The sequence below is a fragment of the Caulobacter sp. CCG-8 genome (genome assembly GCF_037402475.1).
Classification (GTDB): domain Bacteria; phylum Pseudomonadota; class Alphaproteobacteria; order Caulobacterales; family Caulobacteraceae; genus Caulobacter.
Map to the genome: position 1 here is coordinate 162,770 of NZ_JBBEUD010000008.1, position 20,198 is coordinate 182,967.

Below are 20,198 nucleotides of genomic sequence, written 5' to 3' on the forward strand. Positions count from 1 at the left end.
CCGATCGTAGTCCTGCACGTCAAGATCTCGACAGATGATCTCAAGCAACTCGCCACCCCCGACTTCGGGCGGGGGGCCCTCGTGCGTCTGGCGCCAGAGCTCCAAGGCTTCGCGCTTGATGAGTTCGTCGCGAGACGGCATGGGAAACAATATCCTCCGCCCCTGAGAACTCTTCGCACTGCGACTCGTTCAATTTTTTTTCGTTGACAAAGGGTAATCAAGCACGACCTGGCGTTAATAATATTCTGAATATCGGTCGTGAAGACTCGCCCCCGGACGCCGTGTCGCGATGGGCAAGAACTTAGCCAGCCCCGCATTTCGGAAACCAACGTTTTCCGGAAAAGCTTGAGCATTCAGGTAAATCACCCATTGACCGATTATTTCGGGCTCGTAACGTTCATCCCACAACGACGCGTCGGGGGACGCGTCATTTCGAGCGAGCCGGGGGGCGCGTGCGCTTCGATCTGCTGAAGATCCTTCTGGTCGACGACAATCAGCACATGCGCATGCTGCTGACCGAGATCCTGCGGGCGCTGGGCGTGCGGCAGATCTTCGAGGCGCTGGACGGGGCCGAGGCCCTGCAGCTGATGCGCGACATCGAGATGGACCTGGTCATGACCGACCTGACCATGGGACCGCTGGACGGCATCGACTTCGTCAACCTGCTGCGCAACTCGCCCGACAGCCCGGCCCCGTTCTGCCCGGTCATCATGATCACCGGCCATTCCACCCTGCGCCGGGTCGCCGAGGCCCGCGACGCCGGGGTCAACGAGTTCCTGGCCAAGCCGGTCACGGCCCGCGGGGTGATCCACCGCATCAACCTGCTGATCGAGCATCCCCGCCAATTCATCCGCTGCGCCGACTATTTCGGCCCCGACCGCCGGCGCCGCCCGGACCCGGCCTTCACGGGCCCCTATCGCCGCCAGGGCGATCCGGGGGTGGAGCTCCAGCTGTACTAGCTATTCTTATTCCGCTCATCCCGGCGAATGCCGGGACCCAGATGGAATGGCGGTGTGGCTGACGCCATGAACGCTGAGCGCCTCCAATCATCCGCGCCGCCATGGGATCTGGGTCCCGGCATTCGCCGGGATGAGCGGAGCATGGATAGGCCACACAGCGGCCATCGGACGCGGCGACCCTCGCCTCGCCCCGGGCTAGAAAGCTCGCCCAGTCTCCAGTGAGCTTGCCCCCATGCCGCGTTCCATGTCCCCGCGTCGCCTGCCCCTCCTCCTGACCCTGCTGGCCGTCGCGGCCACGAGCCAGGGCTGCCTGGCCGTCGCGGCCGGCGGCGCCGTGGTCGGCGCGACCGGGGCCGTGGTCGGGACCACCGCCAAGGTCGCGGTCGGGGCCGGCAAGGCGGTGATCCCCGGCGAAAGCAAGAAGGACCGCGAGAAGCGCGAGTTCAAGGAATGGAAGAAGGCCCAGCGGGACGGCTAGGCGTCAGCGGTCTTCCGGCGCCGAGTCGACCAGGGCGCCGCGCAGCGCCTGGACCTGGTGGTTGAGCGCGACCAGCTGGTCGACCGTCATGCCCGAGCGCCGCAGCAGGGTCCCGGTCAGGCAGCCCGACCGGGCGTAGAGATCGCGCCCCTTCTCCGTCAGGCTGACATTGACCTGCCGCTCGTCGGCCGGATTGCGCAGCCGCCCGACGAAGCCGGCCTGCTCCAGGCGCTTGACCAGCGGGGTGATCGTGCTGGGCTCCAGGGCCAGTCGGTCGGCGATGGCCCCGATCGTCAGGCCGTCGGCCTCCGCCAGGGCGGTCAGCACCAGGTACTGCGGATAGGTGACGCCCAGCGCGTCCAGCAGCGGCTTGTAGGTGCGGTTGATCGCGATCGTCGTGCTGTACAGCGAAAAGCACAGCTGGGCGTCCAGCGGGATCAGGTGGTCGGCCAAGGCGGGTCTCTCCATGCAGGGCGCCCCGAAGCGCCCATTCATCTTTTATCACAAAAAAGCATATCGCGATAAGAAATATCTGGACAAGCGATCCGCGGCGCCTTAGCCATATCGTTATCGCGATAAACATTATCGCATTGAGACAACCAAGGGAGATCCGACATGACCTCGTTCCGCAACCTGATCGCTTCCGCCGCCGCCCTGACCCTGGCCGCCGGCGTCGCCGCCACCGCCGCCCCGGCCTCGGCCGCCCCCGCCTCGGCCAAGGCCGTGAAGAACATCGTCCTGGTCCACGGCGCCTTCGCCGACGGCTCGGGCTGGGCGGGCGTCCACAAGATCCTGGTCAAGGACGGCTACACGGTCAGCATCGTCCAGAACCCGACCCTGTCGCTGACCGGCGACGTGGCGGCGACCAAGCGCGTGATCGCCTCGACCAACGGCCCGGTGATCCTGGTCGGCCACTCCTACGGCGGCGCGGTGATCTCCGAGGCCGGCACGGACGCCAAGGTCGCCGGCCTGGTCTATGTGGCCGCCTTCGCGCCCGAGACCGGCGAGTCGGTGCAGTCGCTGATCGCCACCCCCGTCCCCGGCGCGCCGGTCCCGCCGATCCTGCCGCCCAAGGACGGCTTCCTGTCGCTGGACCGCGCCAAGTTCGCCCACGCCTTCGCCGCCGACGTGGACCCGGACGTCGCCGCCGTCATGGCCGACTCGCAAGTGCCGTGGGGCGTCGAGGCCCTGGGCGGCAAGATCACCGTCCCGGCCTGGAAGACCAAGAAGAGCTGGTACCTGGTGGCCGCCGACGACCTGATGATCCCGCCCGTCGCCCAGCGCGCCATGGCCAAGCGGGCCGGCGCGACCGTGGTCGAGACCGCCGGCAGCCACGCGGTCTTCGTCGCCAACCCGGCGGTCGTGGCCAAGCTGATCGAGGACGCCGCCGAAGGCGTCGGCAAGTAGTCGCCGGACGCCCCGCTTCCCTCTCCCCTGGCCTCCGAAGGCGGTCGGGCGAGGGGCGAAGAACAGAAACGCCGCGAACAGCCCTTCAGCTGTCGCGGCGTTTTTCGTCTATGCGACCCGTCAGCCTCCGGCCGACACCTACGCCGCCGCGATCGCGCCCGGCAGGTACAGCCGCATCGGGCGCACCTCGTAGGCCCCGCCGGGATTGGCCACGGCCAGTTCGCGGGCGATGGCCAGGGCCTCGTCGATGTCGGCGACGTCCAGGGTGTAGAAGCCCAGAAACTGCTCCTTGGTCTCGGCATAGGGGCCGTCGACCACGAAGGCGGGCTCGGTCTTGACCAGGGTCTTGGCGCTGGTGGTGCCGTTCAGCCGGCCCGACGGGCCCATCTTGCCCTCGGCCAGCAGACGGTCGTGGATGACGCCGAGACGGCCCATGACGGCGTCGTCCTGTTCCTTGGTCCAGCCCAGGACCTCGGTCTCGTTGTTGTAGCAGAGCAGCATGTAGAGCATCGGCGGCCTTCCCCGGCGTCATCGGCGAGGCAGAGATAGGGCACGGGGACGCGGGTTGGAAGAGCGGCGTTTTCCGACACGTGGGCGGATCGCCGGGATCGCGGCGTCAGGCCGGATACGAAACGCTCTGCTCGACCTTGTAGCGCAGCAGCCTCAGCTCGCGCCGGGCCTCGTCGACCGCCATGCGGATGGTGGTCACCGCCGAGCTGTTGGCCGGCGCCCGGTCCAGGACCTGGGCCGCCAGGGTGATGGCGGCCAGGCTCTGCCCCACCTCCTCGTAGAGACCGGCGACGCCCTCGGCGTGCTCCCGCCGGACGGTCGCCAACCGGACGCGGGCCCGGTTGCGCTCGCGCCGCGCCACCAGCAGGGGGGTCAGGTCCTCGTGGGCGATCAGGACCCGCGCCGCCGGATGGATGATCGTCCTGGCCCGCAGGCGGAAGGTCCGCGCGGCGCAGTGATAGGCCAGGCTGAACCGCTCGGCGCGACCGCCCAGCAGGGCGGCCAGCCCCCGCTCCGCGCGCCCGGCCGTCCGGTCGCCCTGGGCCGCGGCCTTGCGGCAGACCTCCAGGTAGTTGCAGCCGACATAGTCCGAGGTCGCGTCGTTCTGGCGGCCGAACCGCCGCCAGCTGCTGTTGACCTCGATCACCCGCCCGGTCGCGTCCAGCACGGCGACGTGCGCGTTGAGCACGTCGATCCCGTCCCAGGCGCCGGCGGCGTCCCGCCCGTCCATGCCGAAACGCTCCGTTCAAGCCTTGATCGGCTTCAACAGATCATGTCGCGGACGGTCTGCGAATTCGGCCGTTTACGCGGAAGGCCGGGGGGCGAAACCCCTATAGATTCAACGCGCAGCTTTCGCCGATGGTCGGGCGCGACAGCACCACGCGCGACAGGCCCGGGAACTGCGGCTTCAGGCGCTCGGCGAAATAGAGGCAGATGCGCTCCAGGGTCGGGCTTTCCAGGCCGGGGCGGTCGTTGAGCAGGCCGTGGTCCAGCTCGGAGGCGACGGCCTTCAGGGCGACGTCCAGGCTCTCCAGATCGGCCACCCAGCCGGCGTCCTGCATCTCGCCCTTCACGCTGGCCTCCACCCGGAACGAGTGGCCGTGCAACTTGCGATAGCGATGGTCCGTCGGACCTTGCTCGATGTAATGGGCCGCGTCGAAGAACGCAGCCTTCGTGATCTCGAAGACGGGCTTCATCTGTACTTCTTTTGACAGGCCTGGGAGGCTCTAGCGCGTCGACCCTGTCACCAAGTCGAGCGCCTTATCCGTCAGGGCAGGCCGAGATATTTGTGCGTCTGGACGCTTAAACGCCATTGTGGGTGCGAAAGGCAATAGGCGACGGCCAATTGCGTGTTCCTGTCGCGGTCCGGGCCGTCCATCGGCTGCAGGTAGAAGCGCTCGAAATCCAGGCCCTCGAAGCGTTCGGGAAGCGCCTTGTCCTGCGGGAAGACCAGCTTGATCTCCTGGCCCCTGGTCTGCACGACGGGGGCGTCGGCCTTGGGGCTGACGCAGACCCAGTCGATGCCCTCGGGGGCCTCGACCGTGCCGTTGGTCTCGACCGCGATCATGAAGCCGCGGGCGTGCAGGGCGGCGATCAGGGCTTGGTCCAGCTGCAGCAGCGGCTCGCCGCCGGTGCAGACCACCAGGCGGTCGTCCGGCCCGCCGGTCCACTGGGCCTCGATCACGTCGACCAGGGCGTCGGGCGTGGCGAACTTGCCGCCGTTCTCGCCGTCGGTCCCGACGAAGTCGGTGTCGCAGAAGGTGCAGACGGCCTTGGCGCGATCCTGCTCGCGGCCGGTCCACAGGTTGCAGCCGGCGAACCGGCAGAACACCGCCGCCTTGCCCGCCTGGCCGCCCTCGCCCTGCAGGGTGAGGAAGATCTCTTTCACCGAGTAGGTCATCGAGCGATCTCGCCCTCCACCGTTGTCATCCCGGAAAGCGCGGAGCGCTTGTCCGGGACCCAGGTGAACCGCATCGCCTTTGCCCAGTCCCCTGGGTCCCGGACAGCCTCCGCGAGGCTTCCGGGACGACAACTGAAAATGCGAATCTCAGACACCGAGCACGTCCCGTCCCGCCGCGTCCCAGTCCTCGTACCCCTTCTGGCGCAGGTCGCAGGCCGGGCATTCGCCGCAGCCGTGGCCCCAGGCGTGCAGCTCGCCGCGGTCGCCCTGGTAGCAGGTGTGGCTCTCGATCACGATCAGGTCGACCAGGTCCTCGCCGCCCAGGGTCTTGGCCAGGGCCCAGGTCTGCGCCTTGGTCAGCTTCATCAGCGGGGTCTCGACGACGAAGTCGCGGTCCATGCCCAGGTTCAGCGCCTGCTGCATGGCGTCCAGCGTGTCGCGCCGGCAATCGGGATAGCCCGAGAAGTCGGTCTCGCACATGCCGCCGACCAGCGCCCCCAGGCCCCGGCGGTCGGCCAGGGCGGCGGCGTAGATCAGGAACACCAGGTTGCGGCCCGGCACGAAGGTGGACGGCAGGCCGCGCTCGGTCATCTCGATGGCGACGTCGGCGGTCAGGGCCGACTGGGCCACGGCGCCGAAGCCGGTCAGGTCCAGCACGTGGTCCTCGCCCAGGCGCTCGGCCCAGTGCGGGAAGCGCTGGGCCATCTGGGCGCGCACCGCCTGGCGGGCCTGCATCTCGATGGAATGGCGCTGGCCGTAGTCAAAGCCGACGGTCTCGACCCGGGCGTAGCGCTCCAGGGCCCAGGCCAGGCAGACGCTGGAATCCTGGCCGCCGGAGAACAGCACCAGGGCGGCCTCCGCGCGCGACGCGCCGGCCGGGGATTGGGGGGAGGTGGACATGGCGCCTCTCTACACGAGGCGCGGGCGGTTGGCACGCCCGACGAGGTCCCGCCCGAGACGGCAAGACCTTGCCGGTTTTCCGCCGTTTCCGCCGCCCGCATGCCCGGAGGACCGGGCCTGGGGGTGTGCGCCTCCCGCATCAGCCTGAAACATTTGTTTCGAACGCTGATATTTGGGCTGTACCTTCAGCGCGAATGCGACACTATGGGCCAAGCGCGTCGGCACGCCGCGTCAAGGTTTCCTGGCCTGAAGCCACGACTGACGTTACGTCAGCCGCCGGACCGACTTTTCTAAATTCGGCGAAAACTTGCATACCCAGAGGTTAATGTGACCCTGGGTAAAGTGAAAACGCGTAACCTATCAATGATTACTTAGCGTGAGGCCGGTTGACAGCCTCAAACGCCAAGTATGCAATCCCCTTATGCTGCGAGGGGTCCGCCGTACACCCGCGTAGTGCTTAAAAGTACGGCGCCGAGGAAACAACAGACGTCCGCAGGCCCCGCCATAAGGAGCCGCGACGTCCAGGGAGGGAATAGAATGTCGCGATCTCTGCGTATGCGGAGCCTGCTGGCCATGGGCGCGTCCGTGACCGTGCTGGCCGCCGTCGCCGCTCCGGCCTTTGCTCAAACCGCATCGACCCCGTCCGCCCAGCAAGGCGGCGGCAACGTGCTCGAGGAACTGGTCGTCACCGCCCAGAAGAAGGAAGAAGCGCTGCAGGACGTGCCGATCGCGGTGTCGGCCTTCAGCCAGGACAGCCTGCAAGCGCAGAAGATCGACGGCGGCCCGAACTTGCAACAGGCCATTCCGAACGTCACCTTCGCCAAGGGCAACTTCACCAACAGCTTCAACTTCGCCATCCGCGGCATCGGCAACAAGGCCGTGGGCGTCTCGACCGACGCCGGCGTCGGCGTCCACCTGAACAACGCCCCGATGCAGTCGGGCAACCTGTTCGACGCCGAGTTCTTCGACGTGGAGCGCGTCGAAGTGCTGCGCGGTCCGCAAGGCACCCTGTACGGCCGCAACGCCACCGGCGGTCTGGTCAACGTCATCACCGCCAAGCCGACCGACAGCTTCGAGGCCGAGGTCACCGGCGAGGTGGGCAACTACAGCACCCAGAAGCTGCGCGGCATGATCAACATGCCGATCGCCGGCGACAAGCTGGCGGTCCGCGTGGCCGGCAACTACCTCAAGCGCGACGGCTACGTCACCAACACCTTCAACAACCACAAGGTCGACGACCGCGACCTGTACTCGACCCGCGTCTCGGTGATGTTCAATCCCATCGAGACCCTGCGCACCAACTTCATGTGGGAGCACTTCAAGGAAGACGACAGCCGCGCCCGCGTCGGCAAGCAGCTCTGCACCAAGGACCTGGGCCCGGCCACCATCGGCGGCGTGGCCACCGGCACCGCCCGTCCGTTCCTGACCCAGGGCTGTCTGCCCGCCTCGCTGTACGGCGACAGCGCCTACGGCACGGTCAACACCTCGGGCACCCTGACGGGCGAACTGGGCAACCTGGTGGGCTTCACCAGCGGCGACGCCAACCTCGGCGACACCACCAGCCGGAACCTGCGCGAGATCGAGACGCTGTTCGACCCGATCTACCAGTCGAAATCCAACGTCTACCAGTTCAACCTGGAATACGACCTCACCGACGACCTGACGCTGACGTCGTTGACCTCGTACAGCAAGGGCAGCGTCTATACGAAGCTGGACTACAACCGGAACGTCTCGACCGTTCCGTTCAACAACACCCCGTTCACCCCGGGCGGCTTCTTCACCGATCCGCAGGTGGGCACGACCAACAAGTTCACGACGCTGGACGTCTCCTCGGGCAGCTCCGAGCAGTGGAGCCAGGAAGTCCGCCTGCAGTCGAACTTCGACGGCCCGCTGAACTTCAACGTCGGCGGCATCTGGTTCGACTACAAGACGGTCACCGACTACTACGTGATCGGCAACTCGCTGACCATTTCGGCCCTGGCCCTGAACTACCAGAACACGGGCAACCCGAACTGCAGCCCCACGGCCCTGCCCACCAGCTGCATCGGCATCGACACCAACGCCACGCCGGACGGCAGCGGCCACAACTACTATGACAACCGCTCGCCCTATCACCTGAAGTCGAACGCCATCTTCGGCGAGCTGTACTGGCAGGCCAACGAGAAGCTGAAGTTCACCCTGGGCCTGCGCCGCACCCACGACGACAAGCGCCTGGACGTGTACGACACCGTGCTGCTGGCGCCGGGCATCGGCCTGACCCAGAGCGCCACCAACCCGCAGGAAAAGTCGGTCTTCAACGAGCTGACCGGCCGCTTCGGCTTCGACTACAAGCTCAGCGACGACAACCTGCTCTACGCCTTCTATTCCAAGGGCTACAAGGGCGGCGGCTCGAACCCGCCGGCGGCGGTCGGCTCGGCCGTCAAGCCGACGTTCGCGCCGGAATTCGTCAACGCCTTCGAAGTGGGGTCGAAGAACACCCTGCTGGGCGGCAGCCTGCAGTTGAACGCCACCGGCTTCTACTACGACTACCAGGGCTACCAGATCTCCAAGATCGTCAGCCGCACCTCGGTCAACGAGAACATCGACGCCACGGTCTACGGCCTGGAGCTGGAGTCGGTCTGGTCGCCGGTCCACAACCTGCGCATCAACGCCAACCTCGGCTATCTGCACACCAAGATCGCCGACGGCGTGTCGTCGATCGACACCATGGACCGCACCCAGACCAACCCGCTGTACCAGGTGGTCAAGGCCGGCCCCAGCATCCCGGGCGTGGCCGTCGGCTCCAACTGCGTGGTCGCCAGCGCGGGCATCGCCACGGCCCTGACCGTCAACCCGGCCCTGGGCGCCACCGTCCCCTTCGCCTGCGGCGGCAAGGCCTTCTACACCGCCTTCCTGCAGAGCCGCGGCGTGCCGCTGGTCTTCGCGAACGCGATCAGCAACGCGATGTTCAACTACGGCTCGGGCTACTCGATCGAGGGCAAGGCCGCGGACCTGTCGGGCAACGAGCTGCCCAACTCGCCGCACTGGACCGCCTCGGTCGGCGCCCAGTACACCTGGGACTTCTCGGGCGGCTGGTCGGCCACCCTGCGCGGCGACTACTACTACCAGGGCGAACAGTACGCGCGGGTCTACAACACCGCGTACGACCGCCTGAAGTCGTGGGAGAACGCCAACGTCACGCTGAAGATCGAGAAGCCGGAGTGGGGCTTCCGCATCGACGCCTACGTCAAGAACATCGGCAACGACACGCCGATCACCGACGCCTACACCACCGACGACAGCTCGGGCCTGTTCACCAACCTGATCACGCTGGAGCCGCGCACCTACGGCGTCGCCCTGACCAAGCGGTTCTAGGCCTCGGCCTCGAACCATCGCTCCCGGGGCGACCCGGGAGCGCCCTACCAAGGGCGGCGGAGCGATCCGTCGCCCTTTCTGTTTGGGGGTCCGGGATCAGGTCTGCGGGCAGAGGAAGCTGGCGGTGACGTTGCTGAGCGGCCCCGGCCACTCGCCGAACATGATGGCGCCGCTGTAGCTGTAGAGGGGCGAGGCCGGGAAGCAGAGGTTCATGTTGAACTTCAGCAGGTCGCCCGTGCTGGCCGCGACCACCGTCAGCGGAAAGCCGATCAGCGGCGCGTTGTCGTAGATGAACAGCACGCCGGTGAACGGCGAGATGACCGGCGCGGCCGGGTTGGGGAACTCCAGCGTCCCGGTCACCGGAACCACCTCGCATCGCGCCGTCGAGATCGAGGCCGCCGGATCCCCGGTCGTCTTCGCGACCAGCTCGTCCGGCACGACCAGGGTCAGGTCGTATTCGAAGCCGACCTGCTCGCCGGGGCCGGCCATGATCTCGGGCTGATAGACCGTCAGTTTCAGCTTGATGGACTGGGGCATCGGTGGGTCCTCGATCCAGGGTTCGGGCAATCGACCGCGGAGTGCGGCCACGCCCGATGGTGGCGTCGCGAACATGTCACCCGTATGAAGGGAATTTCGTCGAGCGCTCTACGGCAGGTTTCGCGCGACGTCCCACCTTCCTGCCAAAAGAACAGGCGGTACGCGTCGCCGCGTGACCGCCTGAAGTCGTAGCCGGGGTCGGGGGAGAAACCGCCGGCTATTCGTGGCTGTCGGCGAAGGCGGTGTGCATGCGGTGCAGTTTGGCCTCGTCCTCGGGCGACAGCTCGCGCGGGCCCAGAACGACGTCGACGCGCAGCACCTTGCCGGTGAAGCGGAACGGGGTCTTGTAGCTCTTGCCCACCGGCGAGCCGGTGTCCGAGCCCACCCCGAAGGTGTCGATGCCGAAGCGGCCGGCGACGGTGTTCTCGATCCGCGCCCGCCCGACCTCCTTGCCGTCGATGCCGATCACCGCCTCGCCGCCCTTGCCCAGGCCCCCGCCGTCATAGGCGAACTCCATCGAGACCGTGCTGCGGCCGGGCGGCACGGAGATGCTGGAGACCAGATCCGTGCGCGCCTTCTCGAACCAGTTGTAGTGATAGACCAGCTTGCCGTTCTGGACGTACAGGGCGTAGCCGGCCGAGGCGCCGCCGGCCGCCAGGATGATCCCCTCCCCGCCCTTCTCCGGCATCTCGATCTCGGCCGTGATCCGGTGCGAGCGGTTCTTGGTGTTGGGCGAGGCCGTCTCGGCCAGGCGCGAGGCCCCGGCGTAGTAGGTGAAGTGGGTGCGGTTCGGGTCCGCCCCGCCCGGCGAGGGCTTGGGCGTGGCCAGGCGCCCGGAGCCCCGGTCGTCGAACGGATAGACGTTGTTCTTGCGGGCCTCCTCGTCGAACACCGCCTTCAGCTCGGCCAGCTTGTCGGGATGGACGGCGGCCAGGTCGTTGGCTTCGGAGAAGTCCTCGTCCAGGTGGTACAGCTCCCAGCGATCGTTCTCCCAGTGGCCGGGAGCCAGGTCCTGGCGCCACGGCAGGGTGTGCTGGGCGCAGGCGATCCATCCCTTGTCGTAGATCGCCCGGTTGGTGAAGACCTCGAAATACTGCCGCTCGCGCACCGGCCGGGCCTTGGGGTCGGCGAAGGTCGAGGTGATCGCCACGCCGTCCAGCGGCTTCTGCTCCACCCCGTCGACGAAGGCCGGCGCGGGGATGCCGGCGACGTCCAGGATGGTGGGCATGATGTCGATCAGGTGGGTGAACTGGTCGCGCACCCCGCCGTGGTCGGTGATCCTGGCCGGCCAGGCGGCGACCATCGGATTGCGCGAGCCGCCCAGGTGCGAGGCCACCTGCTTGACCCACTGGAACGGCGCGTTGCCGGCCCAGGCCCAGCCCAGCGGATAGTGCGGCTCGGTCTCGGGCCCGCCGATCTCGTCCAGCTTGGCCAGATTGTCCTCCAGCTTCGAGGGCACGCCGTTGAGGTTCATGATCTCGTTGACCGTGCCTGTGAAGCCGCCCTCCGAGCTCGCCCCGTTGTCGCCCACGATATAGAGGATCAGGGTGTTGTCGGCGTCGGGCAGGGCCTCGACCGCCTCGATCAGGCGGCCGCATTCGCTGTCGGCATAGGCCAGGTAGCCGGCGAAGTTCTCCATGAACCGGGCGTAGAGCCTGCGCTCGTCGGCCGACAGGCTGTCCCAGGGCTTCACCCAGTCGGGGCGCGGCGTCAGGGCGGTGTCGGGCGGGATCACCCCGGCCTCCAGCTGACGGCGATAGGTCGCCTCGCGCACCGCGTCCCAGCCGGCGTCGAACTGGCCGGCGAACTTCTCGCGCCAGGCCTTGGGCGCATGGTGCGGGGCGTGGGCGGCGCCGGGGGCGAAGTAGAGGAAGACCGGCTTCTGCGGGGCCACGGCCTTGCTGTAGCGCATCCAGTTGATGGCCCGGTCGGTCATGTCCTCCATGAAGTGGTAGCCCTCTTCGGGCGACTTGTGGGGCTCGACCGCGACGGTGTTCTCGAACAGCACCGGATAGTACTGGTGGGTCTCGCCGCCGATGAAGCCGTAGAAGTAGTCGAAGCCCAGGCCCGTGGGCCAGCGGTCGAAGGGCCCGGCGACGCTGCTCTCCCAGTCGGGCGTGTTGTGGTTCTTGCCGAACCACGAGGTGGCGTAGCCGTTGCCGCGCAGCACCGAGGCGATGGTCGCCGTGCTCTTGGGGATCATGTTGTTGTAGCTGGGGAAACCCGTCGCCCATTCCGACAGGAAGCCCACGCCGCAGTTGTGGTGGTTGCGCCCGGTGATCAGGGCCGCGCGGGACGGTCCGCAGATCGCCGTGGTGTGGAAGCGGTTGTAGCGCAGGCCACGCGCCGCCAGCTTGTCCAGGGCCGGGGTCGGCACCGGCCCGCCGAAGGTGCTGACCTGGCCGAAACCCACGTCGTCCAGCAGGATGACGATGACGTTGGGCGCGCCCTCGGGCGGCTTGGGCACCTTGGGCCAGTCTTCCTTGGAGTCCAGGTAGGTCTTGCCGATCACGCCCTGGAATGGCGGCTCGGGCAGAGGCAGGCGCGAGCGGTCGGTGGCGTCGGCCATGGCGGTCTCCTGGAAAGCGGTCGAACTCGCGCAGGAGCTAGCCAGCGCGGCGGCCGGCTCGCCATGGGGTGAAGCCCCTAGAGCGATCGACGCATCTCCCGGTTTTCCGTCGCGGCGACGGCGACCGCCCCGTTCGACTCCAAATCCCCAAAAACCCTGACCATTTACGACTCCGCAACGCCAACAGGCGAAGGTGAGGTCCCAAAGACGTTCCGCCAAACGGCCGCATGGACACGCTCGCCCGCCTTATCGACCGCCGAGCCCCGATCGACCCCGCGACCCCGTGCGCCGAGGTCGTGGCGATGTTCGACGCCGCTCCGCGCGCCGCCGCCCTCCCCGTGGTCGTGGACGGCAAGCCGGCGGGCCTGGTCTATCGCGACGTCTTCCTGGCCCAGATGGCCGTCGCCCCCGCCCTGGCCGACCGGCCGGTGTCCGAGGTCATGGACCGCGAGCCGCGCGCCGTCTCCGCCGGCGTGACCGCCGCCGACTTCGTCGACCGCCTGGCCCAGAGCACCACCCCGATCTTCCGCAGCGCCTATGTCGCCGTCGACGAGGCCGGCGACTATGTCGGCGTCGGCGGGCTGGAGTCGCTGCTCACCTCCCACCGCCGCCGCCAGCGCGAGGCCGACGAGGCCATGGCCCTGGTCGAGCGCATGGCCCACGACATCGGCCATCACCTGGACGGCGTCCTGGCCTTCACCGAGCGGCTGGAACAGTCGCGGCTGACGCCCGACGCCGCCGCCTATGTCCGCGCCATCGGCGACACCAGCCGCGACATGAGCCAGGTGCTGGGCCGCGCCATGGACCTGCGCCGCGCCGCGACCGGCGGCCTGACCCTGTCGCCCGCCCCGGCCCTGCTGCGCGACCTCAGCGACGCCGTCGAGGCCCGCTGGGCGCCCCGCGCCGCCGAGGGCGGCTCGACCCTGCTGTTCTCCTACGACGGCCCGCCCGACGCGGCCGCCCTGATCGACGCCGACCGCGTGCTACAGGTGTTCGACGCCCTGATCGAGAGCGCCCTGGCCAGCGGCCGCGGCGTCATCGAGGCCAGCCTCAAGGCCCACGCCGTCGAGAACGGCCTGCTGCTGGAAGGCCGCGTGCGCGACAACGCCCCCGGCGCCGCCGAGGCCCGCCTGGCGCGCGTCCTGGCCCCGCTGGGCGCCGGCAGCATCGAGGACAGCAACGAGCTGGCCCTGGGCGTGGGCATGGCCCTGGCCCACGGCCTGACCCGCGCCATGGGCGGCCCGCTGCGGGCCGAGGCCAACATGGGCGCCGGCCTGACCCTGCAGTTCGCCGTGGCCGTGCCGGAGGCGATCCTCGCCGACCAGCACGACGACGAGCCGGTGCTGGACGCCCGCTCGGCCCACATCCTGATCGTCGACGACAACGCCACCAACCGCATGGTCGCCGAGGCGCTGTGCGAGATGTTCGACTGCACGTCCGAACAGGTGGCCGACGGCGTCGAGGCCGTCGAGGCCGCCAAGTCGGGCCGCTTCGACCTGATCCTGATGGACATCAAGATGCCGCGCATGGACGGCGTCACCGCCACCCGCGCCATCCGCGAGCTGCCCGGCCGGGCCGGCCAGGCGCCGATCGTCGCCCTGACCGCCAACGCCGATCCCAACGACGTGGCCACCTACATCGCCGCCGGCATGCAGGACGTGGTCGAAAAGCCCATCAAGCCGGAACGCCTGGCCGTGGTGCTGTCGGCCCTGCTGGGTGATGACGATGGGGACGAAGACGGCGACGCCGAGGCCGCGGCCTAGCGGACCGCTAGAGCTTCACGACCTCGCCGTCCTCCTTGGTGAAGCTTTCGGGCCTGCGGTCCAGCAGGTCGAGCACTTCCTCCGACGGCCGGCACAGCTTCACCCCTTTCGGCGTCACGACGATGGGCCGGTTCACCAGGATCGGGTGCTCGACCATGGCGTCCAGCAGGCGCGCCTCGTCGACGCCCTCGGCCAGCAGTCCCAACTCGTCCGCCGGCGTCCCCTTCTCCCTCAGCAGCTGGCGCAAGGTCAGGCCGGCCCTGTCCGCCAGGTCGCGGAGCTGGTCGCGGGTCCAGCCGGCCTGGAGGTATTCGACCACCTGGGGCGCGTAGCCGGCGGCCCGGACCATGGCGACGGTGTTGCGCGAGGTCCCGCAGGCCGGGTTGTGGAAGATGACGATGGGGAAGTCGGCGTCGCTCATGGGGTCGTGTCCGGCTTGAGGAGCCAGCCGAAGACGCCCGCCGCGAGGAGGGCGCCGACGAACTGGGCGAGGATGAAGGCGGGGGCGCTGGAGGGCGCGATCCCGGCGAAGGTGTCCGACAGGGCGCGGGCCAGGGTCACCGCCGGGTTGGCGAACGAGGTCGAGGCCGTGAACCAGTAGGCGGCGGTGATGTAGAGGCCGACGGCCATGGCCGTGCTCTCGGGCCGGAAGCGGCTCACGCCCAGGATGGCGGCGACGAGGCCGAAGGTCGCCACGACCTCGGCGAAGGCCTGGGCCCCGCCGTCGCGCAGCTTGGTCGAGACCTGCAGGATCGGCTCGCCGAACATGGCGTGGGCCGCCCAGACGCCCAGCACCGCGCCCGCCACCTGGGCCGGCGGATAGGCCAGGGCGAGGCGCCACGGCATCTCCCGCCGCAGGGCCGACACCAGGGTCACCGCCGGATTGAAGTGGGCGCCGGAGATCGGCCCGAACACCTGGATCAGCACCACCAGCGCCGCGCCCGTGGCCAGGGTGTTGCCCAGCAGGGCGATGGCGACGTTCCCGCCGGCCAGCCGCTCGCCCATGATCCCCGAGCCGATCACCACCGCCAGCAGCAGGGCCGAGCCGAGCCCTTCCGCCACGAGGCGGCGCGCGACGCTGAACCTCACGGCTAGCCGCCGGAACCGACGGGCGCGCAGGCCGGGCCGCAGTCCTTCACGCGGGCCAGGATCGAGCCCAGCGGCGCGCAGATCTCCGGCGCGCCGTTGCAGCAGTCCTCCATCAGGAAGCCCAGCAGGCCGCTCATGGCGTCGTAGTCGGCCGAATAGATGATCGACCGTCCCTCGCGCCGCGAGACGATCAGGCCCGCGTGCGACAGGACGTTGAGGTTGGCCGACAGGCTGTTGGGCAGGACGTCCAGCGTCCGGGCGATGTCGCCCGCCGCGATCCCGTCGGGACCGGCCTTCACCAGCAGGCGGAAGATCGCCAGGCGCCCCTCGTGGCCGAGGGCGGACAGCATGTTGACAGCGGGCTTCGATTCCATATTTCCAATATGCTGGAAATATCTGACAGTTCAATGACGCATTTGGAGACGCCCGTGAGCCCGTTCCCTGCCCTCGACCCGAAGTTCCTGGCCCAGGTCGACCAGGAGCGGCTCGACGTCGCCGCGCCGTCCGCCCATCCGCCGCGCATCCTGCTGCTGTACGGGTCGCTGCGGGCGCGCTCGTTCAGCCGCCTGCTGGTCGAGGAGGCCGCCCGCATCCTCGACGCCCTGGGCTGCGAGACCCGCATCTTCGACCCGCGCGACCTGCCGCTGCCCGACGCCACCGGCCCCGACCACCCGAAGGTCCAGGAACTGCGCGCCCTGTCGCAATGGTCGGAAGGCCAGGTCTGGTGCAGCCCCGAGCGGCACGGCGCGATCAGCGGCGTCATGAAGGCCCAGATCGACTGGATCCCGCTGGAGATCGGCAGCGTCCGGCCGACCCAGGGCAAGACCCTGGCGGTGATGCAGGTCAGCGGCGGCTCGCAGTCGTTCAACGCGGTCAACACCCTGCGCCTGCTGGGACGCTGGATGCGGATGATCACCATCCCCAACCAGTCGTCGGTGGCCATGGCCTACAAGGAGTTCGACGAGAACGACCGGATGAAGCCCTCCAGCTACTACGAGCGGGTGGTGGACGTGATGGAGGAGCTGGTGAAGTTCACCCTGCTGACCCGCGACCGGGCCGACTACCTCGTCGACCGCTACAGCGAGCGCAAGGCCAGCGGCCGCATCCCCGAGCACGTGGCGCTGGCCGCCGAGGCCATGCGCCACGAGACGGCGCCCGCCGCGCCCTAGCCCGCCGCCTTTTGGGGTCCTGACCGGCCCGCCTCGACCTCCAGCCGCGTCAGCAGCTGGCGCGCCGCGTCGCTGCCGTCGTGCGGGTCGTTGGCCAGGGGCTTGAGCAGGGCCACGGCGCGCCGGTAGTCGCCGCGCATCGCCAGGGCCTGGACCGCGCTGAAGGTAACCTCGGACACCTGCGGCGCCAGCTCGTTGGCCAGCAGCAGCCCCTCCATCACGTTGTCGCTGGGATAGCCCGGCGACAGCGAGCGGCTCCGGGCGTAGGCCAGCAGGATCTGGTAGCGGGCGCCGTCGATCTTGAACGCCCGGCCCAGCACGCCCTGGGCCTGCTTGTACAGCGCCGCCTTGCGGGCGGGATCGGCGTCGCCGGTCTCCATCAGGATCTGGGCCTGCAGCTCCAGGGCCTCGACGTCCTCGGGCGCGGCCGCCAGCCGTCGATCGATCACGCCGTCGGCGGCGGCGAAGTCCTCGGCCTGCAGCCGGGCCCGCGCCAGGGCCCGCTGCGCCAGGCCGTCGTCGGGATAGCGGGCCGCACGCTTGGCCACGTCCTCGGCGAAGGCCTTGCGCGCCGCCAGGTCGCCGGGCGGCGAGATCATCCGGACCGCCTCCAGCAGCAGGTCGTCGGCGGAGGCCGGCATCGTGGTCACCGTCACCTCGACCGAGCGGGCGCGCTTGCGGGTGAAGACCTGGACCGGCAGGTTGGTGTGCGTGTAGTCGTGCAGGTCCTTCTGCAGGTCGGCCAGGCTCCTGCCGGTGGCCGCCTCCATCGCCTTGACCGACGGCGTCCCTTCGCCGACCGCCTTCATATAGGCCTGCAGCTGGGCGTAGCGGGCCGGGTCGCTCATCAGGTAGTGGGTCAGCAGCCAGGCCAGCGGGTAGTAGGTATCGGCCGTCGGCTCGTCGACCCGGGGCGCCTCGGTCAGCAGCCTGTCCAGCGGCATCCAGCGGCTCTGCATCAGCCAGGAGGCCCGGTTGGTATTGAACTTGCCGACCACGATGCTGTCGCCGTCGAACGCCGTGGTCATGAAGTACTCGGCGTAGCCCTCCACCAGCCACGGCGCGTAGGCGTAGTTGAAGTACTGCTTCATGAAGTGGTGCACGTACTCGTGCAGCATCACGTCGTCGTTCTCGACCTCCTTGGCCCGGCCGACGATGGCGACGCAGGCGATGCCGCCGGCCGAGGTGGTGTAGTAGCCGCGCAGGGTCTCGTCGGCGCCCGGCATGGCCCGCCGCAGGGCCGGCGTGCCGCGCACCAGATAGACGTCCAGCTTGCGCGGCGGCACGGCGTCGACCGGCAGGCGGTGCATGAACCGCAGGACCATGTCGAAGTCCTCGAGCTTGGCGGCGTAGTCGCGCAGCACGTCCTCGCCCACGATGCCGTGGACCACGAACCGCGGCGTCTCCGCCCGTCGCCACGAGCCCGTCCCGGTCGTTTCGGCGCGCGCGGCGGCGCCTCCCATGGCCGAGAGCGCCAGCAGCCCCGCCATCACGTCACGACGACCGGTCCGGCCGTCCCCGGCCGCCGCGTCCCGCTTCTCGATCATCCCCGTCCCCCGAAAGCCACTCGCCCTTAGGTTAGGGCGCCCGGGCGTCCAAACTCAAGCTTGGGGACGGCGGCGCATGGGCTAGGGTGGCGCCATGCCCGCGATCCTGCTCCAGCGCCTGCGCCGGTCCCTGACCACCCTGCCCGACGCGCGAGGCTGGGCGCTGTGCGGCCTGGTCGCCGGGGTCGTGGGCGGGCTGATGGCGGCAATCGGCTTTTCGACCGGGCTCTACGCCCTGACCCCGACCGTCCCCGGCCTGCCCCTGCGGCTGCTGACCGTGCTGTTCGTGCCCGCCCTGGGCGAGGAGATCCCGTTCCGCGGCCTGCTGGTCCCCAGCCGCGAGGAAGACCGTCGGCCGTGGATCGCCATCGCCGTCTCGACCGCGCTCTACGTCGCCTGGCATCCGCTGGAGGCCCTGACCTTCCTGCCCCAGGCGGGCCTGTTCCTGCGCCCGGACTTCCTGGCCTGCACCGCGATCCTCGGCCTGGGCTGCGCCTGGGTGCGCTGGCGCTCGGGCTCGCTGTGGCCGGCGGTGCTGCTGCACGGCGGCTTCGTGGTGGTGTGGCAGACCTGGCTGGGCGGGGTGAGGCTGTAGGGGGCGAGCCTGATTTCGCCCCATTGCGGACTTCAACGAGAATGTCGGCTACGCTTCGACGATGAAACCGACGCTCTCGCCGCAGGCAATCTATCACCAACTCGGAATGCTGTTGGCCAATGCACCCGATCTTGAGGGATACGATGGCGAGTGGAACCTTCCGGCCGCGACAATCCAGTGGCTTTCCAAGGCTACGGCATTGGTGAAGGCCGCGACGGGAGTGTCGGCGGAAAGTCTCCGCATTGACAACGCGGTTCAAAATCTTGTCGCGTCAATAAGACCGGAGACCCAATCCAAACAGATCATATTGGTCTTGAACCAAGTGCTAGCGATGCTTGAGATCGACTTGCCGGTGAGCACGCAAGGGGCTTTTGTCACAACCGGAGCATCGCTCGATGCCTATGCGGCGATCTCCAAAATAGTCCGCGAGGCCACTAGCTCCGTACTGATCGTCGACCCCTACATGGACGCTACAGCAGTGATAGAGGTAGCGGAACTGGTACCGCCCGGGGTTCGGGTTCAGTTGCTATCAGACGCTGCAGCCGTAAAGCCTACCCTCAAGACTGCCGCAAGTAAGTGGATCCAGCAGTACGGGTCAACCCGCCCATTGGAAGCGAGATTGGCTGCGGCTCGGTCGCTTCATGACAGGTTGATCATTATAGACGCGACGGCAGCATGGATACTCACTCAGTCTCTAAAGGACTTCGCCCAACGGTCGCCAGCAACCATTCAACGAGCCGATACGGAGTTGGCTACCATGAAAGTCCAGGCGTTCGGCGCCATCTGGGCTGGAGCAACAGCACTCTTCTAGCCGATTGCAGCACCGACTGCCGCGATGACGTCTGCCCCTAGGCAGACGCTCACCCACTAGAACCTGAACCCCAGCTTCGCGCCCACGAACTTGCCGTCGGGGTCGTAGCCGCGCGCCCGGCCGGCGCCGCTGTCGTCGGCGTTGGGCTGGAGGCCGCACAGCAGGCCCGCGCCCAGCAGGGCGTCGCCGGCCTTGCCCTCGACCGATGTCCGCGCCACGCCGGGCGGAAGCGGCGTCGGCGCGCGGGAATACAGCACCGGCAGGCCGGGCGCCTTGAGGTCCAGGGGCTTGGGCGAGGCCAGGGAGAGCCTGGGCGCGGGCGCCTGCGCCTGGGCTTCGCCCGCGCAGGCGACGGCGGCGATCAGGGCGAAGACCGCGAAGGTGGGGCGAAGGGCCGTCATGCCTTCAAGATGGGGAAGCGACGGCCGGCGCCAAGGGGCGACCCGCGATGTTGCGTCGCAGCAAAACCCCTTGAAAATGACAACGTTGTCATCCATATGGGGCGCATGGGGACGATTTGATGTCCCGTCCAACCGAGAACGGAAGAAACCAATGCTCAGCCTGATCGTCCTGACCCTGTCGGCCATCAAGGCCCAGCGCGCCGCCTAAG

21 protein-coding genes are annotated in these 20,198 nt (G+C 68.5%); 8 read left to right on the forward strand and 13 right to left on the reverse strand.

All coding sequences use genetic code 11. The annotated features are described in order from the left end of the window. Positions 1-452 precede the first annotated feature (452 nt). On the forward strand, positions 453-959 hold the full coding sequence (locus WAE60_RS10110; protein WP_029907815.1) for a response regulator: 507 nt from the start codon (positions 453-455) through the stop codon (positions 957-959). A gap of 232 nt (positions 960-1,191) precedes the next feature. After that, positions 1,192-1,437, forward strand: a complete 246-nt coding sequence (locus tag WAE60_RS10115; RefSeq protein ID WP_337686100.1) for a hypothetical protein — start codon at positions 1,192-1,194, stop codon at positions 1,435-1,437. Positions 1,438-1,440: 3 nt separating this feature from the next. Here WAE60_RS10115 and WAE60_RS10120 read toward each other — a convergent pair whose 3' ends face one another. After that, positions 1,441-1,905: a MarR family transcriptional regulator gene (locus tag WAE60_RS10120; RefSeq protein ID WP_337686101.1), complete on the reverse strand. Its 465-nt coding sequence runs from the start codon at positions 1,903-1,905 to the stop codon at positions 1,441-1,443. 147 nt (positions 1,906-2,052) lie between these two features. Between WAE60_RS10120 and WAE60_RS10125 the strand changes: the two genes are divergently transcribed. After that, on the forward strand, positions 2,053-2,844 hold the full coding sequence (locus WAE60_RS10125; RefSeq protein ID WP_029907822.1) for an alpha/beta hydrolase: 792 nt from the start codon (positions 2,053-2,055) through the stop codon (positions 2,842-2,844). A gap of 138 nt (positions 2,845-2,982) precedes the next feature. On the opposite strand, the gene WAE60_RS10130 is transcribed toward WAE60_RS10125, so the two are convergent. The 5 genes from WAE60_RS10130 to queC form a co-directional block, all read right to left on the reverse strand. Further along, the gene (locus tag WAE60_RS10130; RefSeq protein ID WP_029907824.1) at positions 2,983-3,354 is read right to left on the reverse strand and encodes a YciI family protein; all 372 of its coding nucleotides are present in this window, start codon (positions 3,352-3,354) and stop codon (positions 2,983-2,985) included. Positions 3,355-3,460: 106 nt separating this feature from the next. Beyond that, positions 3,461-4,084: a hypothetical protein gene (locus WAE60_RS10135; RefSeq protein WP_029907827.1), complete on the reverse strand. Its 624-nt coding sequence runs from the start codon at positions 4,082-4,084 to the stop codon at positions 3,461-3,463. A gap of 100 nt (positions 4,085-4,184) precedes the next feature. Continuing rightward, entirely contained in the window at positions 4,185-4,550 is a 366-nt protein-coding gene (locus WAE60_RS10140; protein ID WP_029907829.1) for a 6-carboxytetrahydropterin synthase, read from the reverse strand. A 71-nt stretch (positions 4,551-4,621) separates the two neighbouring features. After that, a complete protein-coding gene (gene queE / locus WAE60_RS10145; protein ID WP_337686106.1) occupies positions 4,622-5,254 on the reverse strand; it encodes a 7-carboxy-7-deazaguanine synthase in 633 nt (210 codons plus the stop codon). A 147-nt stretch (positions 5,255-5,401) separates the two neighbouring features. Further along, a complete protein-coding gene (gene queC / locus WAE60_RS10150) occupies positions 5,402-6,154 on the reverse strand; it encodes a 7-cyano-7-deazaguanine synthase QueC (protein WP_337686107.1) in 753 nt (250 codons plus the stop codon). 537 nt (positions 6,155-6,691) lie between these two features. Between queC and WAE60_RS10155 the strand changes: the two genes are divergently transcribed. Beyond that, entirely contained in the window at positions 6,692-9,508 is a 2,817-nt protein-coding gene (locus tag WAE60_RS10155; RefSeq protein WP_337686109.1) for a TonB-dependent receptor, read from the forward strand. Between the two features lie 96 nt (positions 9,509-9,604). Here the strand turns inward: WAE60_RS10155 and WAE60_RS10160 are convergent, their stop codons facing one another. Beyond that, on the reverse strand, positions 9,605-10,045 hold the full coding sequence (locus WAE60_RS10160) for a hypothetical protein (RefSeq protein ID WP_337686110.1): 441 nt from the start codon (positions 10,043-10,045) through the stop codon (positions 9,605-9,607). 217 nt (positions 10,046-10,262) lie between these two features. Next, a complete protein-coding gene (locus WAE60_RS10165; protein ID WP_337686113.1) occupies positions 10,263-12,614 on the reverse strand; it encodes an arylsulfatase in 2,352 nt (783 codons plus the stop codon). 227 nt (positions 12,615-12,841) lie between these two features. Here WAE60_RS10165 and WAE60_RS10170 point away from each other — a divergent pair, with 227 nt between their 5' ends. Continuing rightward, entirely contained in the window at positions 12,842-14,377 is a 1,536-nt protein-coding gene (locus WAE60_RS10170; RefSeq protein WP_337686115.1) for a response regulator, read from the forward strand. A gap of 7 nt (positions 14,378-14,384) precedes the next feature. Here the strand turns inward: WAE60_RS10170 and arsC are convergent, their stop codons facing one another. From arsC to WAE60_RS10185, 3 genes are read right to left on the reverse strand one after another with little or no spacing between them, the layout of a single operon-like run. Beyond that, positions 14,385-14,798 (reverse strand): arsenate reductase (glutaredoxin), encoded by a 414-nt coding sequence (gene arsC, locus WAE60_RS10175; protein ID WP_337686117.1) that lies wholly within the window; start codon positions 14,796-14,798, stop codon positions 14,385-14,387. Beyond that, positions 14,795-15,466 carry an MIP/aquaporin family protein gene (locus tag WAE60_RS10180; RefSeq protein WP_337686118.1) on the reverse strand — a complete coding sequence of 224 codons (672 nt, stop codon included), beginning with the start codon at positions 15,464-15,466 and terminating at the stop codon, positions 14,795-14,797. The genes arsC and WAE60_RS10180 overlap by 4 nt, the downstream gene beginning before the upstream one ends. 2 nt (positions 15,467-15,468) lie before the next feature. Further along, complete coding sequence (locus WAE60_RS10185) at positions 15,469-15,840, reverse strand: helix-turn-helix transcriptional regulator (RefSeq protein ID WP_337686121.1); 372 nt, start codon at positions 15,838-15,840, stop codon at positions 15,469-15,471. Between the two features lie 54 nt (positions 15,841-15,894). Here WAE60_RS10185 and arsH point away from each other — a divergent pair, with 54 nt between their 5' ends. Further along, positions 15,895-16,635 (forward strand): arsenical resistance protein ArsH, encoded by a 741-nt coding sequence (arsH, locus tag WAE60_RS10190; protein WP_337686123.1) that lies wholly within the window; start codon positions 15,895-15,897, stop codon positions 16,633-16,635. Here the strand turns inward: arsH and WAE60_RS10195 are convergent. Further along, positions 16,632-18,182 (reverse strand): hypothetical protein, encoded by a 1,551-nt coding sequence (locus WAE60_RS10195; RefSeq protein WP_337686126.1) that lies wholly within the window; start codon positions 18,180-18,182, stop codon positions 16,632-16,634. The two genes, arsH and WAE60_RS10195, sit on opposite strands and share 4 nt — an antisense overlap. 94 nt (positions 18,183-18,276) lie before the next feature. Between WAE60_RS10195 and WAE60_RS10200 the strand changes: the two genes are divergently transcribed. Then, positions 18,277-18,777, forward strand: a complete 501-nt coding sequence (locus tag WAE60_RS10200; RefSeq protein WP_337686128.1) for a CPBP family glutamic-type intramembrane protease — start codon at positions 18,277-18,279, stop codon at positions 18,775-18,777. Between the two features lie 61 nt (positions 18,778-18,838). Continuing rightward, a complete protein-coding gene (locus WAE60_RS10205; protein ID WP_337686131.1) occupies positions 18,839-19,588 on the forward strand; it encodes a hypothetical protein in 750 nt (249 codons plus the stop codon). 56 nt (positions 19,589-19,644) lie between these two features. On the opposite strand, the gene WAE60_RS10210 is transcribed toward WAE60_RS10205, so the two are convergent. Next, positions 19,645-19,989: a hypothetical protein gene (locus WAE60_RS10210; RefSeq protein WP_337686134.1), complete on the reverse strand. Its 345-nt coding sequence runs from the start codon at positions 19,987-19,989 to the stop codon at positions 19,645-19,647. Positions 19,990-20,198 lie beyond the last annotated feature (209 nt).

Excerpts from the sequence above, each read along its gene's own strand:
- WAE60_RS10135 (WP_029907827.1), bottom strand. The coding sequence starts at position 4,084 with ATGGACGGGCGGGACGCCGCCGGCGCCTGGGACGGGATCGACGTGCTC.
- WAE60_RS10155 (WP_337686109.1), top strand. The coding sequence starts at position 6,692 with ATGTCGCGATCTCTGCGTATGCGGAGCCTGCTGGCCATGGGCGCGTCC.
- WAE60_RS10115 (WP_337686100.1), top strand. The coding sequence starts at position 1,192 with ATGCCGCGTTCCATGTCCCCGCGTCGCCTGCCCCTCCTCCTGACCCTG.
- WAE60_RS10205 (WP_337686131.1), top strand. The coding sequence starts at position 18,839 with ATGAAACCGACGCTCTCGCCGCAGGCAATCTATCACCAACTCGGAATG.
- queE (WP_337686106.1), bottom strand. The coding sequence starts at position 5,254 with ATGACCTACTCGGTGAAAGAGATCTTCCTCACCCTGCAGGGCGAGGGC.
- WAE60_RS10125 (WP_029907822.1), top strand. The coding sequence starts at position 2,053 with ATGACCTCGTTCCGCAACCTGATCGCTTCCGCCGCCGCCCTGACCCTG.
- WAE60_RS10140 (WP_029907829.1), bottom strand. The coding sequence starts at position 4,550 with ATGAAGCCCGTCTTCGAGATCACGAAGGCTGCGTTCTTCGACGCGGCC.
- WAE60_RS10195 (WP_337686126.1), bottom strand. The coding sequence starts at position 18,182 with ATGATCGAGAAGCGGGACGCGGCGGCCGGGGACGGCCGGACCGGTCGT.
- queC (WP_337686107.1), bottom strand. The coding sequence starts at position 6,154 with ATGTCCACCTCCCCCCAATCCCCGGCCGGCGCGTCGCGCGCGGAGGCC.
- WAE60_RS10165 (WP_337686113.1), bottom strand. The coding sequence starts at position 12,614 with ATGGCCGACGCCACCGACCGCTCGCGCCTGCCTCTGCCCGAGCCGCCA.
- WAE60_RS10170 (WP_337686115.1), top strand. The coding sequence starts at position 12,842 with ATGGACACGCTCGCCCGCCTTATCGACCGCCGAGCCCCGATCGACCCC.
- WAE60_RS10210 (WP_337686134.1), bottom strand. The coding sequence starts at position 19,989 with ATGACGGCCCTTCGCCCCACCTTCGCGGTCTTCGCCCTGATCGCCGCC.
- arsC (WP_337686117.1), bottom strand. The coding sequence starts at position 14,798 with ATGAGCGACGCCGACTTCCCCATCGTCATCTTCCACAACCCGGCCTGC.
- WAE60_RS10160 (WP_337686110.1), bottom strand. The coding sequence starts at position 10,045 with ATGCCCCAGTCCATCAAGCTGAAACTGACGGTCTATCAGCCCGAGATC.
- WAE60_RS10185 (WP_337686121.1), bottom strand. The coding sequence starts at position 15,840 with ATGGAATCGAAGCCCGCTGTCAACATGCTGTCCGCCCTCGGCCACGAG.
- WAE60_RS10130 (WP_029907824.1), bottom strand. The coding sequence starts at position 3,354 with ATGCTCTACATGCTGCTCTGCTACAACAACGAGACCGAGGTCCTGGGC.
- WAE60_RS10200 (WP_337686128.1), top strand. The coding sequence starts at position 18,277 with ATGCCCGCGATCCTGCTCCAGCGCCTGCGCCGGTCCCTGACCACCCTG.
- WAE60_RS10120 (WP_337686101.1), bottom strand. The coding sequence starts at position 1,905 with ATGGAGAGACCCGCCTTGGCCGACCACCTGATCCCGCTGGACGCCCAG.